The 14,946-nt window shown below is 61.0% G+C and carries 15 protein-coding genes and 1 pseudogene; 14 read left to right on the forward strand and 2 right to left on the reverse strand.

All coding sequences use genetic code 11. The annotated features are described in order from the left end of the window. The first annotated feature begins 743 nt into the window (after window positions 1–743). The 10 genes from PMI07_RS35530 (at window position 744) to PMI07_RS01270 (ending at window position 6,622) form a co-directional block, all read left to right on the forward strand. Window positions 744–1,037 carry a hypothetical protein gene (locus PMI07_RS35530; RefSeq protein ID WP_245277078.1) on the forward strand — a complete coding sequence of 98 codons (294 nt, stop codon included), beginning with the start codon at window positions 744–746 and terminating at the stop codon, window positions 1,035–1,037. 84 nt (window positions 1,038–1,121) lie between these two features. After that, complete coding sequence (locus PMI07_RS01235; RefSeq protein WP_007754801.1) at window positions 1,122–1,367, forward strand: hypothetical protein; 246 nt, start codon at window positions 1,122–1,124, stop codon at window positions 1,365–1,367. A 173-nt stretch (window positions 1,368–1,540) separates the two neighbouring features. Next, the gene (locus PMI07_RS01240) at window positions 1,541–2,437 is read left to right on the forward strand and encodes a transglutaminase family protein (protein WP_007754802.1); all 897 of its coding nucleotides are present in this window, start codon (window positions 1,541–1,543) and stop codon (window positions 2,435–2,437) included. Between the two features lie 75 nt (window positions 2,438–2,512). Next, entirely contained in the window at window positions 2,513–3,328 is an 816-nt protein-coding gene (locus PMI07_RS01245; protein WP_007754803.1) for a transglutaminase family protein, read from the forward strand. A gap of 286 nt (window positions 3,329–3,614) precedes the next feature. After that, window positions 3,615–3,824, forward strand: coding sequence for a cold-shock protein (locus PMI07_RS01250; protein ID WP_007754805.1), 210 nt, complete (start codon window positions 3,615–3,617; stop codon window positions 3,822–3,824). Between the two features lie 180 nt (window positions 3,825–4,004). Next, entirely contained in the window at window positions 4,005–4,385 is a 381-nt protein-coding gene (locus tag PMI07_RS01255) for a DUF6481 family protein (RefSeq protein WP_007754807.1), read from the forward strand. A gap of 84 nt (window positions 4,386–4,469) precedes the next feature. After that, window positions 4,470–5,510 carry a fatty acid desaturase gene (locus PMI07_RS01260; protein ID WP_007754809.1) on the forward strand — a complete coding sequence of 347 codons (1,041 nt, stop codon included), beginning with the start codon at window positions 4,470–4,472 and terminating at the stop codon, window positions 5,508–5,510. Between the two features lie 136 nt (window positions 5,511–5,646). Next, a complete protein-coding gene (locus PMI07_RS01265; RefSeq protein WP_037085330.1) occupies window positions 5,647–5,937 on the forward strand; it encodes a hypothetical protein in 291 nt (96 codons plus the stop codon). A 200-nt stretch (window positions 5,938–6,137) separates the two neighbouring features. Next, a complete protein-coding gene (locus PMI07_RS34695) occupies window positions 6,138–6,281 on the forward strand; it encodes a hypothetical protein (protein ID WP_007754813.1) in 144 nt (47 codons plus the stop codon). A gap of 77 nt (window positions 6,282–6,358) precedes the next feature. Beyond that, on the forward strand, window positions 6,359–6,622 hold the full coding sequence (locus PMI07_RS01270) for a DUF1488 domain-containing protein (protein ID WP_007754814.1): 264 nt from the start codon (window positions 6,359–6,361) through the stop codon (window positions 6,620–6,622). A gap of 95 nt (window positions 6,623–6,717) precedes the next feature. Here the strand turns inward: PMI07_RS01270 and PMI07_RS01275 are convergent, their stop codons facing one another. Then, complete coding sequence (locus PMI07_RS01275) at window positions 6,718–7,161, reverse strand: hypothetical protein (protein WP_155956358.1); 444 nt, start codon at window positions 7,159–7,161, stop codon at window positions 6,718–6,720. A gap of 213 nt (window positions 7,162–7,374) precedes the next feature. On the opposite strand from PMI07_RS01275, the gene adhP reads away from it, so the two are divergent. Beyond that, window positions 7,375–8,412, forward strand: a complete 1,038-nt coding sequence (adhP, locus tag PMI07_RS01280; protein ID WP_007754820.1) for an alcohol dehydrogenase AdhP — start codon at window positions 7,375–7,377, stop codon at window positions 8,410–8,412. A gap of 39 nt (window positions 8,413–8,451) precedes the next feature. Here adhP and PMI07_RS01285 read toward each other — a convergent pair whose 3' ends face one another. Further along, window positions 8,452–9,966: a bifunctional aminoglycoside phosphotransferase/ATP-binding protein gene (locus PMI07_RS01285; RefSeq protein ID WP_007754822.1), complete on the reverse strand. Its 1,515-nt coding sequence runs from the start codon at window positions 9,964–9,966 to the stop codon at window positions 8,452–8,454. A 281-nt stretch (window positions 9,967–10,247) separates the two neighbouring features. Here PMI07_RS01285 and PMI07_RS01290 point away from each other — a divergent pair. The 3 genes and pseudogenes from PMI07_RS01290 to PMI07_RS01300 all read left to right on the forward strand — a co-directional run. Continuing rightward, window positions 10,248–11,189 (forward strand): annotated as a pseudogene (locus tag PMI07_RS01290) (bifunctional enoyl-CoA hydratase/phosphate acetyltransferase); the annotation flags it as partial. Further along, window positions 11,186–12,385, forward strand: a complete 1,200-nt coding sequence (locus tag PMI07_RS01295; RefSeq protein ID WP_007754826.1) for an acetate/propionate family kinase — start codon at window positions 11,186–11,188, stop codon at window positions 12,383–12,385. The pseudogene PMI07_RS01290 and the gene PMI07_RS01295, both read left to right, overlap by 4 nt. Before the next feature lie 73 nt (window positions 12,386–12,458). After that, window positions 12,459–14,852: a phosphoketolase family protein gene (locus PMI07_RS01300; RefSeq protein ID WP_007754827.1), complete on the forward strand. Its 2,394-nt coding sequence runs from the start codon at window positions 12,459–12,461 to the stop codon at window positions 14,850–14,852. Window positions 14,853–14,946 lie beyond the last annotated feature (94 nt).

The raw sequence follows: 14,946 nt of genomic DNA on the forward strand, positions 1-14,946 counted from the left end.
CTTCACTGCTAGGCACGCATCGTTCTGCTTTCGAAAGCCTTGATTGCATTCCCAGCCCGATCCATAGCGATTTGCCTCGGCATTGGCAGGCACCGACCCAGCCGATTGGGCCGAGGCGGCGAGCGTGAACAAGGGCGTCGTCAGCAGAAGCATGAAGGTCGTCAGGGCCAGTGCCCTCAATGGTCGATGGCGCAATGGCTTGTCTCCGAATGACCGTCCGACCGTATCCTCGGTTTGGAATATACCCCCCGGTGACACTCGACGCTGAGCTGGGAAGGGAAGAACAGGTGCCGATTAGCGGGATACGGGGCGTCTTTTTGCAACCCGGCCGGCAAGGATGCCGTCCAGCCGTATATCGGAACCTGTTCGCGGCGGACCCTGGATCAGGATATCCCGCAAGACCGCGCGTACGGGTCCGCTCTCCAAGTTCTGCCCGGTTTCGAGTCTGCTGTTCACGAGCATTTTCTGGAAATAAAGCAGAAAAGTCGGATGCGAGGATCGTGAAGACATCGCGCCCTTCCTTCTTGTCGGGGCTAGGGCTCGCGTCAGGTCCCTCAGGCGGTCACGCCCTTACCAGTTGCGACCGACGCGGTACCATGGGCTTCATTTTCCACCATAGCAAGCGACGCTCGGCATTTCCGGACAGCTCTCGCCAAATACGTCTTGAAAGTGACTCAATATATCGCCATATGTTATTCACGTTTCCAGCCTTTTCGGCTCCCTGATCCTCCCGGCCATGCCGGTTGCTTGGCGACACCCTTGATTTTGTGAACGTTGAACTCCGCCCTGTCGGCTGGAGAATTCTTGCGTGGGCCGTTGTCGCGCCTCGCAATCCTACCCTTAAGGTTACCATCATGATAGACACAGTCCGCCACGCCGCCCAGAATCTGTTTCAAAAACCCAATGCCGAGGAAGGCTCCAATGCAGCCAAGCTGCAGGAAGTCCGCAACAGACAGGCGTTGAGAAGCCGCGAGCTCAAGATTGCTCAAAAGGAGGAACGCCTCCAGAAGCGCGCGACGCAGATGCAACCGGCCTGACGTGTTTGCGCTCCGACGAGGACAATTCGTTTCGGAGTATCGGCCAATCCCCTGCCCCACCTCTTTGACCACAAGGACACCACCATGGCTGCTTTCGACTATAATGCCAGCGCAGGGCTTTACCCGTGCAAGAACTGGAAGAGAACAAGCAGGCTTGGCTACAAGAGATTCGATACCGTCGCGGAAGCACTTCGCTTCGCGATCGAGGTCATGCCTGCGTCCCTGTTGCGCGGCTCCATTCTCGAAGTCGAGGAAGCTCGTTTCGACAGTGCCCAGATACAGAGACTCTATGACGCCGGCGAATATCCACTGCAGCGCCAAGACCAGTGAGGCAGCGACGTTCCGGGTTCTCATCCGGCGTTCAGCTTCCTCGCATTTTACCGGTTGCCGCCGGTTTTTCCTGTCGCCTTCGCATGGTGCCTGCTATAGCGATGATCCATGCAGAGTTGGATGAAAGCCCCCCGCGCCAGCGCGTGCGACCTTAATGCTTTTGGGGTGATTGGATGACGATATTTTCCGTCCGGCATGTCACTTCCTACCGGTATAAGAGGCCGGTAGAGTTCGGCGAACACAGGCTGATGTTCCGGCCGCGGGACAGTTTTGACCAGACCCTGCTGAGTTCCCAACTCGACATCTATCCAAAACCGGACCATGTCCGGTGGATCCACGATGTTTTCGGCAATTGCGTCGCGCTCGTCGAGATCTCGAAAGCCTCGTCCGAGCTCCGGTTCGAAACCAATATCCGCCTCGATCACACGCCGCAGGTGGCGATGGATTTCCAGATCGACGAGGATGCCCTCACCTATCCCTTCACATACGATCCGGAAGAAACCTTCGATCTGGAAAGGACGATCCAGCGCCACTATCCCGATCCCGAGGACCGGGTCGGCAAATGGGCGCGGCAATTCGTCAAGATCGGCCATCCGACCGAAACCGGCCACCTGCTGATGACGATGTGTTTTGCGATCCACGAGGGTTTCATCTACGCACGGCGTTCGGAACACGGAACCCAGCCCCCGCTTGAAACCCTGCAGCAGCGCCGTGGCACCTGCCGTGATTTCGCACTGCTGATGATGGAGGCGGCGCGATCGCTCGGCTTGGCGGCACGTTTCGTCACCGGCTACATCTACGTGCCGGACCGCGACGGATCGATAACGCTCGGCGGCGGATCGACCCATGCCTGGTGCCAGATCTATCTTCCCGGCGCCGGCTGGGTGGAATTCGATCCCACCAACGGTATCGTCGGGAACCGCGACCTGATACGCGTAGGCGTCGCTCGCGACCCACGGCAGGCAATGCCGCTATCGGGAAGCTACGACGGCGATGAAGCCGATTTCGACAGCATGTCCGTGCAGGTTAACGTGACGACCGATGACCATAGCGTGAAACTCCACGGATGACCGGAACACCCGGGTTATTCGAGCGTTGCCGCTGAACTGCCGTTTTGGCAAGAGTTTCACCATAGGGATACGATCATGAAGATACGCGCGGGGTTTCGCATAGGGTATGAATGCCAGCACGATACGGCGATGCTGCTGGTCCTCAATATACATCCCACGCGTCGCGCGGATCTATTGACTGACCAGGTGCTGAGTTTCGACCGGCCAATCGAGGCCCGTAGTTATCTCGATAGCTTCGGAAACGCCTGCAGCCGCATCGTCGCCCCGCCGGGGCTGACGACTATTTCCACCGAGTTCGAGATCTATGACGACGGTCTGCCCGACCCCGTGCCGCAAAATGCCTTCCAGCATGACATCAAGGATCTGCCGGACGACGTGCTGGTCTTCCTGCTCGGCAGCCGCTATTGCGACACCGACCGTCTGGCGGACTTCGCCTGGAAGACATTCTCCTCGACCCCTCTCGGCTGGCCGCGGGTGCAGGCGATCCTCGACTTCGTCCACAACCACATCACCTTCAACTACCAGAAGGCAGACCCGCTGCGGACGGCCTTCGGCGGATATACCGATCGCACCGGCGTCTGCCGCGATTTCGCGCATCTCGCCATCACGCTTTGCCGTTGCATGAACATCCCCGCGCGCTACTGCACCGGCTATCTCGGCGATATCGGTGTCCCGCAAGATCCCAATCCGATGGATTTCAGCGCCTGGTTCCAAGTTTATCTTGGCGGTCGCTGGAATACGGTCGATGCCCGCCACAACAAGCCTCGCATCGGGCGCATCCTGATGGCGACAGGGCGGGATGCCACGGACGTGGCTCTTTCGACCGCCTTCGGCCCGGCACTCCTGGCGTGTTTCGAAGTGACAACCGAAGAAATGCCGGTCTCCGGCTAGGATCATAAAAATTCCCGATCCGCCTGGATTCCAGAGCTGGCTACAGGTACCGCAGATATCCTCTCGCCGCGAAGTTCCGCAACCAAGGATAGAATATTCAGCAATTCCGGAAACAAAAAGTTGACAGTTCAATCGCAAAGGGATAGGTAATGGTCATCGATACTTTGTTTGCCGATATTTGTTTTTGCTGCGCTTAGCGCTTCGTGACGAACTTCCCCTCTCAAAAGTCGAAACACCCGCCCTGCGTCGCATGGCGGTAGTCAATGTTGCTATGAAAGGGTTCGTTATGACCACTGGCACAGTTAAATGGTTCAATGCCACCAAGGGCTTCGGCTTCATTCAGCCTGACGACGGCAGCGCCGACGTTTTCGTTCACATCTCGGCCGTCGAACGCGCCGGCATGAGCTCGATCGTTGAAGGCCAGAAGCTCGGCTTTGAACTCGAGCGTGACAAGAAGTCGGGCAAGATGTCCGCAGGCCAGCTCCAGGCTGCCTAAAACTTTAGCCTCCCATGACCACGGATGTACTGGCATGGTGGCAAAGGTATGTGAAGGCCAGGCGTATGTCTGGCCTTTTTCTGTTGAGGCTATTGACTGACGCGAACATCCGCATGACTTCCCGTTAAGCGCGACATTCGTTTCAACTGCGACATTTCCAGATCTGACAAGGAAGATACATTGAGACATCCAAACGACAACAGCTTTGCCGAGCGCCGCAAAACAGCCGCGGATGCCAAGCGAGAGCTTTTGGCGAAATTTGCGTCCGCACCGAAGTTGAGCGACCCTGCCATGCAGGAGCGGCGCGCCGAGCGCGAGGCCGTAGCCGCCGCAAGAGAAGCCCGCCGCGCTGAGCGCGAAGCGCAGAAGGCCGCCGAAAACGAGCGCCAGCTGCGGGAAGCTGCCGAACTGGCCGCCGCTGCTGAAGCCCATGAAAAGGCCGCTGCTGAGGCCCGGCAAGCGGAAACCAACGACCGGGTTGCCCGGGTCGTTGCCGATGAAGCAGCCCGCAAGGCGGAGCGCGATCGTCGTTACGCCGCACGCAAGGCCCGTCAGGGCTGACATTGAGGCATGTGCCTGAGAACGTGCAGGCACATCCCGCTTCGGGCGCGCCGCATACCGGGCCGAAAAGGTGGATCGATTTCCATGAACGCCAGAGCCTATGCGCCTGCGCCCCAGACCGAAGACGATGTCGGCGCGTGGCTGAAGATTCTTTCCAAATATCGCCAGCCGCGCTTTGGACGCAGCACCTTCGAGCTGATCGTCACGGTACTACCCTTCGCCGCCTTCTGGGCCGGCGCCTATATTTCCGTTTTCTTGGGCTACACGATCGGGCTGATCCTCGTGCTTCCGGCCGGGGCTTTTCTGTTACGGCTGTTCATGATCCAGCACGATTGCGGGCACGGTTCGTTTTTCGCACGCCGGCGCCTCGACAATTGGACCGGGCGGATGCTCGGAGTACTGACCCTGACGCCTTATGATTACTGGCGACGGGCGCATGCCGCCCACCACGCCTCGGCCGGCAACCTCGACGAACGCGGCGTCGGCGACATTACCACCCTGACCATCGCCGAATACCAGGCCCTTCCCTGGTCGCGCCGGCTCGCCTATCGGCTTTATCGCCACCCTCTGGTGATGTTCGGCATCGGACCCGCCTGGCTTTTCCTCTTCAAACAACGCCTGCCGTTCGGAATGATGCGTTCCGGTGCCCTGCCCTGGATTTCGACGATGGCGACCAACCTCGCGATCGCTGTTCTGGCGGCCCTGATGATATGGGCGATCGGGGTCGTGCCCTTTCTGCTGGTCCACCTGCCGATCGTGCTGATCGCAGGGGCCGCCGGTGTCTGGCTCTTCTACGTCCAGCATCAGTTCGAGGAAACCCATTGGTCGAAGACCGAGGACTGGCAGTTTCCGGAGGCCGCTCTTCACGGCGCTTCCCATTACGACCTGCCGCTGGCGCTGCGCTGGCTGACCGGCAATATCGGCATCCACCACGTCCATCACCTGTCGAGCAGGATCCCCTATTACCGGCTGCCCGAGGTGCTGCGCGATCATCCCGAACTGGCCGGCATCGGCCGCATAACGCTTTGGCAGAGCATCCAATGCGTCAAGCTCGTGCTCTGGGACGAAAAGAGCCGAAGGCTCCTGTCGTTTCGCGATGCCGCCAAGGTGGCAAAGACTTCCTGAACCAGGCAATCGGTCGGGGCTGAAACACCGCCCGCGCGCCGAATGCAAAACTACCTCCGTACCGATCAAGGACTAAACATTGAACACGACCGAGAATACCAAAACGACCGCTGCCCCGACCGCTGCGGCGCACGCGTTGACCGTCGAACTGACGCCGACCCAGATCAGGGGCCTCAAGCTCGCCAAGGATGGCGACCTGTTTCCGCAGGAAGCCAAGAAGTGGACGCATCTGAATGCGGTCGTGACCTATGCGCGGAACGACCGGTTCAAGGAACGGCCGCAGAAGATCAAGTTCCTGACAACGACGACGTTGAACGAACTGCGGGAATACGGCCTTCTGCGTATCCTCAACGAGGACGTCTCGGTGGAAGAATCCGCCCATGGGATCACCATGGCCGGCAAGATGTGGCTTCTGAAGAACAAGTAACAGATCCGCGGCCAAATCCGCCCGACCTGAAGCAGCCGGATCACGTGAAATGCGGCTGCGGCAGATCTCTCAGCTCTTGAGGAGCGGAGAGAACTCCCCTTGTATTTGTCCGTATTCGACCCATATTGCGGGTAGGTAGCAGATTCAGAACGGGCGCTGCGATCAAGGGCTTGAGCCCTGGCCCAAACGAGGAGGACAAAATGTCTTCCATCAGGCGAATCCAACCTTCTTCCCAGACAGGCCCGCAGTTACATCGGGCAGGCTACGGATACCTGTTCCGCATGGCGGTGCCGGCTATTTCCATGGCATTCATTCTCTACATCCTGCTGCGCGATCTGTTCTGACCTGGCAATACGCATCATCAGAAACCCGGAACGCCGCCTCCCGAGAGAAACGCGTTCCATCTCGAACTGAAATCGTCATGACCCTGATATTTCCGAACAGAAGCCGCAGTTTCGACGAAACGCGCAAGGTCGTTCGCTTCCTGGGTTATGACGGGATGTTCGAGGTCCGGTTTTTCGTGGAGGCCAAGGCACTCACCAACTCCACGGCGACGGGCATGTCGGAGGACGATTACCTCAGGGCTTTCGATGCGGCGCGATCCAGCATCCAGAATGCAGCAATCAAGGCATATCATCCCAATCGGGGCACCACCTATACGCTGACGGCCGCCGATCTCGGCTGATCCGGGTTTGGAAATCGGATCCCGACCGTGGTCGGACTGTTGCTCCGCGTGATCGCCCAACTACCGCGCTCAAGACGTCCTAAGCGGCTACGCCACTAATGAATGGTGGCGCGATCGGTGCCCAGATCATAAACGAGGCCATCGTCCCAACGCTCCAAGTCCCTGAGCGTATCAAGGTTATCCCAATCCTTCGATGCGAAGGACCAGAAATGGACCTTTTCACATCCGTCCAGTTTTGCCCGTAGCTTGGCGAATTCGAAAAGGCGCCTGGCAACACCCTGGTCATCGTGGAGACTGACGGACGCAAAGATCGGGATTTCCAGCCGGCGCCCGTGAACCGGATGCTCGCGGGCGAATACGTGGCAGAGGCCGCGAATATATCCTTGCGCATCCGTCACGGTCAGCCAATCGCGGCGCGATGAGGCCGAAGCGGTCAACCGTTTCCACGTCCGCAGATCCAGGTCCGACATGATCAGCCGGACGACCGCGAAAGCGCGATAGACATCCGCCGCGTTGAGGACACCTACGTCGTAATCCATCTCCATATATCCTCGCTCCAACAAGACCCGTGCAGATCGCACAGGCCGGCTCCCTGAACCCCATTTCGTAGCACCGTCAGCGCCGTGGACATTGACGCGCATCAACGGGCGCAGAGTCGAAGCGTGGGTCTTCGCTTGCGCTGGGTCAATGAAGCGGCCGGGGTTCAAGATAATCGTTGCGGCATTCATGCTTCCACAACAAGGAGACGAGTTATGGCCAGAACGATGAAAGCCGCCGTGGTGCATCAATTCGGCAAACCGCTTGCGATCGAGTGTGTCCCGGTGCCTGTACCGGGGCCGGGTGAAATCCTGGTGAAGGTCATGGCCTGCGGCGTCTGCCACACCGACCTTCACGCCGCCGATGGCGACTGGCCCGTCAAACCGACACCGCCGTTCATTCCCGGACACGAGGCTGCCGGTATCATCGTCGAGCTTGGCCCCGGCGTGACGGGATTGAAGGAAGGCGATGCGGTGGGCGTCGCCTGGCTGCATGATGCATGCCTCGCTTGCGAATATTGCGAAACCGGATGGGAGACGCTTTGCGAGCATCAGCACAATACCGGCTATAGCTGCAACGGCGGCTTTGCCGAATATGTTATCGCTTCCGCCGCCTTTGCCGCGCGACTGCCGCAGAATGTCGACTTCGCGGCGATCTCGCCGATCCTCTGCGCCGGCGTGACCACCTACAAGGGGCTCAAGGAAACAGAGGCGAAGCCCGGCGAATGGGTGGCAATCTCCGGCATCGGCGGGCTTGGCCATGTGGCGATCCAATATGCCAAGGCAATGGGCTTCCATGTGGTGGCGCTCGACGTCAGCTCGGAAAAACTGGAGCTTGCCCGCAGCCTCGGCGCGGATCTCGCCGTCGATGCCCGGTCGCTCACCGCAGTCGAGGATACGCTGAAGGCAACGGCCGGCGGCGCGCATGGCGTGCTGGTCACCGCCGTTTCCCCGCCAGCTTTCTCCCAGGCGATCCGAATGGTCCGCCGCAAGGGCACGGTCAGCCTCGTCGGGCTGCCGCCGGGCGAGTTCCCGACGCCGATTTTCGATGTCGTGCTCAAACGCATCACCGTTCGCGGCTCGATCGTCGGAACACGGCGCGATCTTGACGAAGCGATCGCGTTTGCCGCGGAAGGCAAGGTCAAGGCGGAAATCCACAAGGCGCCGCTCGAAGACATCAATGACATCTTCGCACACCTGAAGGACGGTAAGATCGACGGGCGCATGGTGCTGGATTTCTCGTCCGCATCCTGATCATCGCCCAGTGTCGGGCGGCTGCCGCCCGACACTGGATCAGTCCTGCAGGATGGCGGCGGCGACCGCATCGGGCTCTTTTGATGCATCGAGATGCCGCCATGTTATATCCGTGGGCTTGCGGGCCAATTGGCCGGACAGCACGTCCGTGGTCGCATCCGAGGGGCTTCCTGCACGCTCGCGGACCCGCTTCCAGAGCAGTTCCGGATCGGCCTCGAGCCAAATGCCTTGAAAAACTGCCCTGGTATTTGTGACAGCAGCCTCCATGAGGCGCCGATTGGCCGGATCGTCAAAGACCGCATCGGCGACGACGGATCCGCCCTCGGCAAGGATCAGCTCCGCGTGCCTCGCCATCTCATGATAGACCCTTCTCGACACATCGGGCTGATAGGCGGAGACGGGAAGCCTCGTCTCGGCGGAAACGCCATGCAGGGCTTTGCGAATTCGGTCGCTTTCGACGATCCTGGCTCCCGGCGGCGCGCCCACCTTCGCAGCCAGACGATCCGCGACCGTCGTCTTGCCCGAACCGCTGAGGCCGCCGATCGCGATCAGACGTGGTGGCGTTTCCTTCAGGAGAGCATGGGCGAGATCGAAATAGGACTTCGCCTCCTGCGCCAGGCTGGCGGCATCCTGGCCGGGCTCTTCAGCCTGCGTCGCCGTCACATGCGCGCGGACCTCCGCCCTGATCGCCATGAAAAACGGCAGAAGGCAGAACCCGTCCTCGTCGTCGATCCCATCGAGATAACGGTTCATCACCAGATTGGCGAGGTCGGGGAAACCGCGGTGCCAGAGATCCATCAGCAGAAAGGCGAGGTCGTAGAGGACATCGACGGTAGCGATCCCGAGATTGAACTCGATACAGTCGAACAGGCACGGTTTGCCGCCCAGCAGGCAGATATTGCGCAGGTGAAGATCGCCGTGGCAGCGGCGGACCCTGCCCGCCAGCGCTCGCCGGTCGAGAAGTTCGCCATGCCGCATGAGCCGCGACCGTAAGGTCTCGCTCAGCTTCGCCACCTCCGCCGCGCCGAACACATGGCTGGTCGCAAACCCGGCATCGTTGATATCGAGCACGGCCTCGATATTGGCCACCCCGCCGCCCTTGGAGACCACCGGCGCCCGGCGATGATAGAATGCGATCATCCGGGCCGTCTGTGTCGCTAGCTCCGGCGTCAGACTGCCGGCAACCGCCATGCGGTCGAAGAGCTGGCTCTGCTCGAAGCGGCTCATCTCGACGACGGCATCGACAAGCGGGCCGTCCCCATCGAACTCCAGGGGGCCTGCGTCGGACCGGGTGATCCGCCGCACGCCGATATAGAGGCCGGGCGCGGTCTCGCTGTTCAGCGCGACTTCCTTGCGGCAGGCATCCTCGCGGATCGCGGCCGTCGAAAAATCGACATAGGGAAGTTTCAGCGCCTTCTTGAGCTTGTAGACCTTGTCGCCGACCAGGAAGATCAAGGAGATATGCGTCTCCACCCGTTCGACGGGGCCAGCAAGCCCATAGGATGCCGGGTTGGCCAGAAAGGCAATCGTGTCGCCTTGATCCTCAACCGCCATACCCCTTCTCCCTGCGCTGCAGCCTCTTCGACAGGAGGCCATTCAACGGTCTCACGGGCCTTGATATCGGTCAACGGGCGAGCACGACGCCGGTTGCACCTTACGCGGTGCCCGGCCAAGATTTCCACGACATCGTGTCTCCATGCACGTTCCACCAGCCTGTCTCCCAAAGACCAATCTTTGGTGACGGCTCGCGGGGCGTTGCGCTGCGTCAAGGCACCGCCGGTGGCCGCAGTCCAAAAGCGATACCAACCCTGCACCACTAGGAAAGGCGTTCTGTGGAGATGACGCTCAGACATCACGGCCGTTACGAGGCCATCATCCGCGAGGCGATTTCGCTGCCGCCGATGCGAACGGCAGTGGTCCATCCCTGCTCGACGGAAACCCTGCGTTCCGCTGTCGAACTCAGGGAACAGGGCCTTCTCGATCCGGTCCTGGTCGGCCCGGAGCACAGGATCAGGGCGATCGCGGACGCCGCCGAGTTGTCGCTCGCCGGCATCGACATCGAGCCCGTCGAACACAGCCATGCGGCGGCAGATCGCAGCGTCGAACTTGCCTCCGCCGGAAGGGTCACCGCCCTGATGAAAGGTAGCCTGCACAGCGATGAACTGCTTTCGGCCGTGATTGCGCCGGCGTCGAGACTGAAGACCGCGCGGCGCATGAGCCACGCCTACGTCATGGACATCCCGGCCTATGACAAGCTGCTGATCGTCACCGATGCCGCGATCAACATCCAGCCGGACCTCGACCAGAAACGCGATATCTGCCAGAACGCAGTCGACCTGATGCATCTTCTCGGCGTCGAAAGACCGCTCGTCGCGGTGCTTGCCGCCGTCGAGACCGTCAACAGCAAGATGCCCTCGACGCTGGACGCAGCAGCCTTGACCGTCATGGCGGCCCGCGGGCAGATCGAAGGGGCGATCGTCGACGGTCCGCTCGCCTTCGACAATGCGATCAGCATCGAGGCCGCGCAGGCGAAATGCATTGCCTCCCCGGTCGCCGGCCAGGCGGATATCCTGCTGGTTCCCGATCTCGAAGCCGGCAACATGCTGGCCAAGCAACTTATTTATTTCGCAGGTGCGGATGCCGCCGGGCTGGTTCTTGGCGCCCGCGTCCCTATCATACTGACAAGCCGCTCGGACCCGGACAAAGTTCGAACGGCATCCGCCGCCCTCGCCCGGCTGACGGCTGCAAAACGACTTGAAGCAAGGATGCCTCTATGACGGACAACCTTCTCCTGACGTTCAATGCCGGTTCTTCGACCGTGAAGATCGGCATATTCAAGGTGGGCGGCGGCACGCCGGAGCGGATCGGCAAGGCAGTCGTCGACTTCGGAACCTATCCGCTGACTTTGCATCTGAAGGAAGGCCCGGAGCAGTTCGAGTTGCCGCTGAAGGGCGAGGCCGGCGACGATCTCGCCGAACTGATGGACGAAGTGTTCCGGGAACTCGACACGCATTTCGACCTTAACGCCGTCACCTGCGCCGGCCACCGGATCGTCCATGGCGGCGACGTCTTTGACGGCCCCGTGGAACTGACGACCGAGACGATCGCGAAGGTCCGGTCGCTGACGGACCTGGCGCCACTCCACCAGCCCCAGGCGCTGCGGATGATCAGGGCCGTGAGGCACCTACGGCCGCATCTCTTCCAGACCGGCTCCTTTGACACCACCTTCCATGCGACCCAGTCCGATCTGGTGCGGCGTCTCGCCATTCCGCGCGCCTATCATGATGAGGGCATCAAACGGTACGGCTTTCACGGACTTTCCTATCGATATGTGGCCGGTACACTGGCAGCCAAGGCGCCGGACATCGCAAACGGCAAAGTCATCATCGCCCATCTCGGCAGCGGCGCCAGCCTCTGCGCCATTGAAAACGGTATCAGCCGGGATTCCAGCATGGGCTTCTCGACGCTCGACGGCATTCCCATGGCGACGAGGCCGGGGTGGCTCGACCCCGGCGTACTCCTGCATTTCCTGGGGCCGCTCGGAAAATCGGTCGAGGAAGTCGAGGACATGCTCTATCACAAATCCGGTCTCCTCGGCGTCTCGGGCCTCAGCGGCGATACCCGCGAACTCATCGAGGACGGCGGCAGGCAGGCTCGGGAAGCGATCGACCTCTTCACGCTCAGGATCGCCGGTGAGGTCGGGAGGCTCGCATCAACGCTCGGCGGGCTCGATGCCTTGGTCTTCACCGCCGGCATCGGAGAGAACCAACCGCAGATACGCAAAAGTGTCACGGAACAACTTCTATGGCTGGGCGTAGAGCTGGATACGACCGCCAACGAAAAGGGCGCGCTCACGATCAGTACCGCCGCAAGCCGGATTGCCGTCCACGTCATCCCCACGGATGAAGAACAGATGATTGCGGAGGAATGCCTTTCCGTCCTGCACGCGAAGGATCACTCCGCCGCTTCGTGATCAGCGCTGGGGACACACTCTCAGCTCACGACAGATTTTTCCGATCAACTCGCCCTCCCGAAGGAGCAAGAAGATGCAGTCAAACACAGCCACGCCCGTTATGCCCGAGATCGGCTCGGAGGAACTGACCCTCATCGACCGCTACTGGCGGGCGGCGAACTATCTTTCGGTGGGGCAGATCTATCTGCTCGACAATCCACTCCTCAAGGAGCCGCTGAAGCCGGAGCATATCAAGCCACGGCTGCTCGGCCACTGGGGCACGACGCCCGGCCTCAACTTCATCTACGCGCATCTCAACCGGATCATCCGCAACCGCGATCTCAGCATGATCTATGTCTGCGGTCCCGGCCATGGCGGGCCGGGAATGGTTGCCAGCACCTATCTCGAAGGCACCTATAGCGAGATCTATCCGGAGATCAGCGAAGACGCGGCCGGCATGCGGAAATTGTTCCGGCAGTTTTCGTTCCCGGGCGGCATTCCCAGCCACGCGGCGCCGGAAACACCCGGCTCCGTCCACGAAGGCGGCGAACTCGGCTATGCGCTGGTGCATGCCTACGGAGCGGCCTTCGACAACCCCGACCTCGTCGTCGCCTGCGTCGTCGGCGATGGTGAGGCCGAGACCGGACCGCTCGCCGCAAGCTGGCACTCGAACAAGTTCCTGAACCCCGCCCGCGACGGTGCCGTGCTGCCGATCCTGCATCTCAATGGCTACAAGATCGCCGGCCCGACTGTCCTCGGCCGCATGCCGGATGAGGATATCGACCATCTTTTCCGCGGTTACGGTTATGAGCCGTTCTTCGTGGAAGGCCATGAGCCGGCTGATATGCACCGGCAGATGGCCGCGACCTTTGAGAAGGTTTTCGATCGTATCCGGGCGATCCAGGGCCAAGCTCGCGAGGGCAAGGCGCCCGAAGGCTGCCCGCGCTGGCCGATGATCGTGCTGCGCAGTCCGAAAGGCTGGACCGGACCAAAGGAAGTCGATGGCAAGAAGGTCGAAGACTTCTGGCGCGCCCACCAGGTGCCGGTCTCCGGCTGCCGCGAGAACGACGGCCACCGCAGGATCCTCGAGGACTGGATGCGGAGCTACAATCCGGACGATCTCTTCGACGGCAATGGCCGGCTGAAGGAGGAGCTGCGGGCGCTTTCTCCAGGTGGCGAGCGCCGCATGGGTGCCAACCCGCATGCCAATGGCGGCTTGTTGCGCAAGGAACTCATCGTGCCCAGCATCCGGGATTACGCGGTACCCGTCGGGGCGCGGGGTGCCGACATGGTCCAGACGACGGAGATACTCGGTAAATATCTGCGCGACGTGCTGAAACTCAACGACGCCAATTCCAACTTCCGGATCTTCGGTCCGGACGAAACGGAATCCAACCGGCTCGGCAATGTCTTCGAGGTCACCGACCGCGTTTGGATGGAGCGGATCGAGCCTTATGACGTCCATCTTTTGCGCGATGGCCGGGTGATGGAGGTGCTTTCCGAGCATCTCTGCCAGGGCTGGCTGGAAGGCTACCTGCTGACCGGCCGGCACGGTTTCTTCTCGTGCTACGAGGCCTTCATCCACATCGTCGATTCGATGTTCAACCAGCATGCCAAGTGGCTGAAAGTGTCGCGCGAGCTGCCGTGGCGGAAGCCCGTTTCCTCGCTCAACTACCTGCTCACCTCGCATGTCTGGCGGCAGGACCACAACGGTTTCTCCCATCAGGACCCCGGCTTCGTCGATCTCGTCGCCAACAAGAAGGCGGATATCGTGCGCATCTATCTGCCGCCGGATGCCAATACGCTGCTCTGGATCGGCGACCACTGCCTGAAGACCTGGGACCGCGTCAACGTCATCGTCGCCGGCAAGCAGCCGGAACCGCAATGGCTGACGATCGACGAGGCGATCCGGCATTGCGAGGCCGGGATCGGCATCTGGGACTGGGCGAGCAACGAGGGCGGTGCAGTCGAGCCCGACGTCGTGATGGCCTGCGCCGGCGACGTGCCAACCCTGGAAACGCTGGCGGCGGTCTCCCTGCTGCGCGAGGCGATCCCGGAACTCAGGATCCGCGTCGTCAACGTCGTGGATCTGCTCGCTCTGCAGTCTCAGGACCAGCATCCGCATGGCCTGCCGGACGAACAGTTCGACAGGTTGTTCACCACCGACCGGCCGGTGATCTTTGCCTATCACGGCTATCCATACCTCATCCACCGGCTGACCTATAAACGCACCAACCACCGGAACATCCATGTGCGCGGCTTCATCGAGGAGGGCACGACGACGACGCCCTTCGACATGACGGTGCTGAACGAACTCGACCGTTTCCACCTTGCCATCGAGGCGATCGAGCGCGTGCCGGGCCTCAAGGAAAAGGCGGCCGGCGTGGTCGACATGCTCAAGGGCAAGCTTGGCGAACATACAAGCTATGTCCGCGAACATGGCGAGGACATGCCTGAAATCCGCGACTGGAAATGGCCGACACGCTGACGTCGCATCCATGAAGGCCCCGGCTTCTGGCACAGGGCCTTCACCGCGGTGGGCAAACGGGCGTCGAGGCGAGATCACGTTTCGGTGTTTCGCG

Source organism: Rhizobium sp. CF080, assembly GCF_000282095.2.
Lineage (GTDB): Bacteria > Pseudomonadota > Alphaproteobacteria > Rhizobiales > Rhizobiaceae > Neorhizobium.

Bases quoted from the DNA above. Each gene is read 5' to 3' on its own strand.
- PMI07_RS01235 (WP_007754801.1), top strand. From the start codon at position 1,122: ATGGCTGCTTTCGACTATAATGCCAGCGCAGGGCTTTACCCGTGCAAG.
- PMI07_RS01240 (WP_007754802.1), top strand. From the start codon at position 1,541: ATGACGATATTTTCCGTCCGGCATGTCACTTCCTACCGGTATAAGAGG.
- PMI07_RS01245 (WP_007754803.1), top strand. From the start codon at position 2,513: ATGAAGATACGCGCGGGGTTTCGCATAGGGTATGAATGCCAGCACGAT.
- PMI07_RS01250 (WP_007754805.1), top strand. From the start codon at position 3,615: ATGACCACTGGCACAGTTAAATGGTTCAATGCCACCAAGGGCTTCGGC.
- PMI07_RS01260 (WP_007754809.1), top strand. From the start codon at position 4,470: ATGAACGCCAGAGCCTATGCGCCTGCGCCCCAGACCGAAGACGATGTC.
- PMI07_RS34695 (WP_007754813.1), top strand. From the start codon at position 6,138: ATGTCTTCCATCAGGCGAATCCAACCTTCTTCCCAGACAGGCCCGCAG.
- PMI07_RS01270 (WP_007754814.1), top strand. From the start codon at position 6,359: ATGACCCTGATATTTCCGAACAGAAGCCGCAGTTTCGACGAAACGCGC.
- PMI07_RS01275 (WP_155956358.1), bottom strand. From the start codon at position 7,161: ATGGATTACGACGTAGGTGTCCTCAACGCGGCGGATGTCTATCGCGCT.
- adhP (WP_007754820.1), top strand. From the start codon at position 7,375: ATGGCCAGAACGATGAAAGCCGCCGTGGTGCATCAATTCGGCAAACCG.
- PMI07_RS01285 (WP_007754822.1), bottom strand. From the start codon at position 9,966: ATGGCGGTTGAGGATCAAGGCGACACGATTGCCTTTCTGGCCAACCCG.
- PMI07_RS01295 (WP_007754826.1), top strand. From the start codon at position 11,186: ATGACGGACAACCTTCTCCTGACGTTCAATGCCGGTTCTTCGACCGTG.
- PMI07_RS01300 (WP_007754827.1), top strand. From the start codon at position 12,459: ATGCAGTCAAACACAGCCACGCCCGTTATGCCCGAGATCGGCTCGGAG.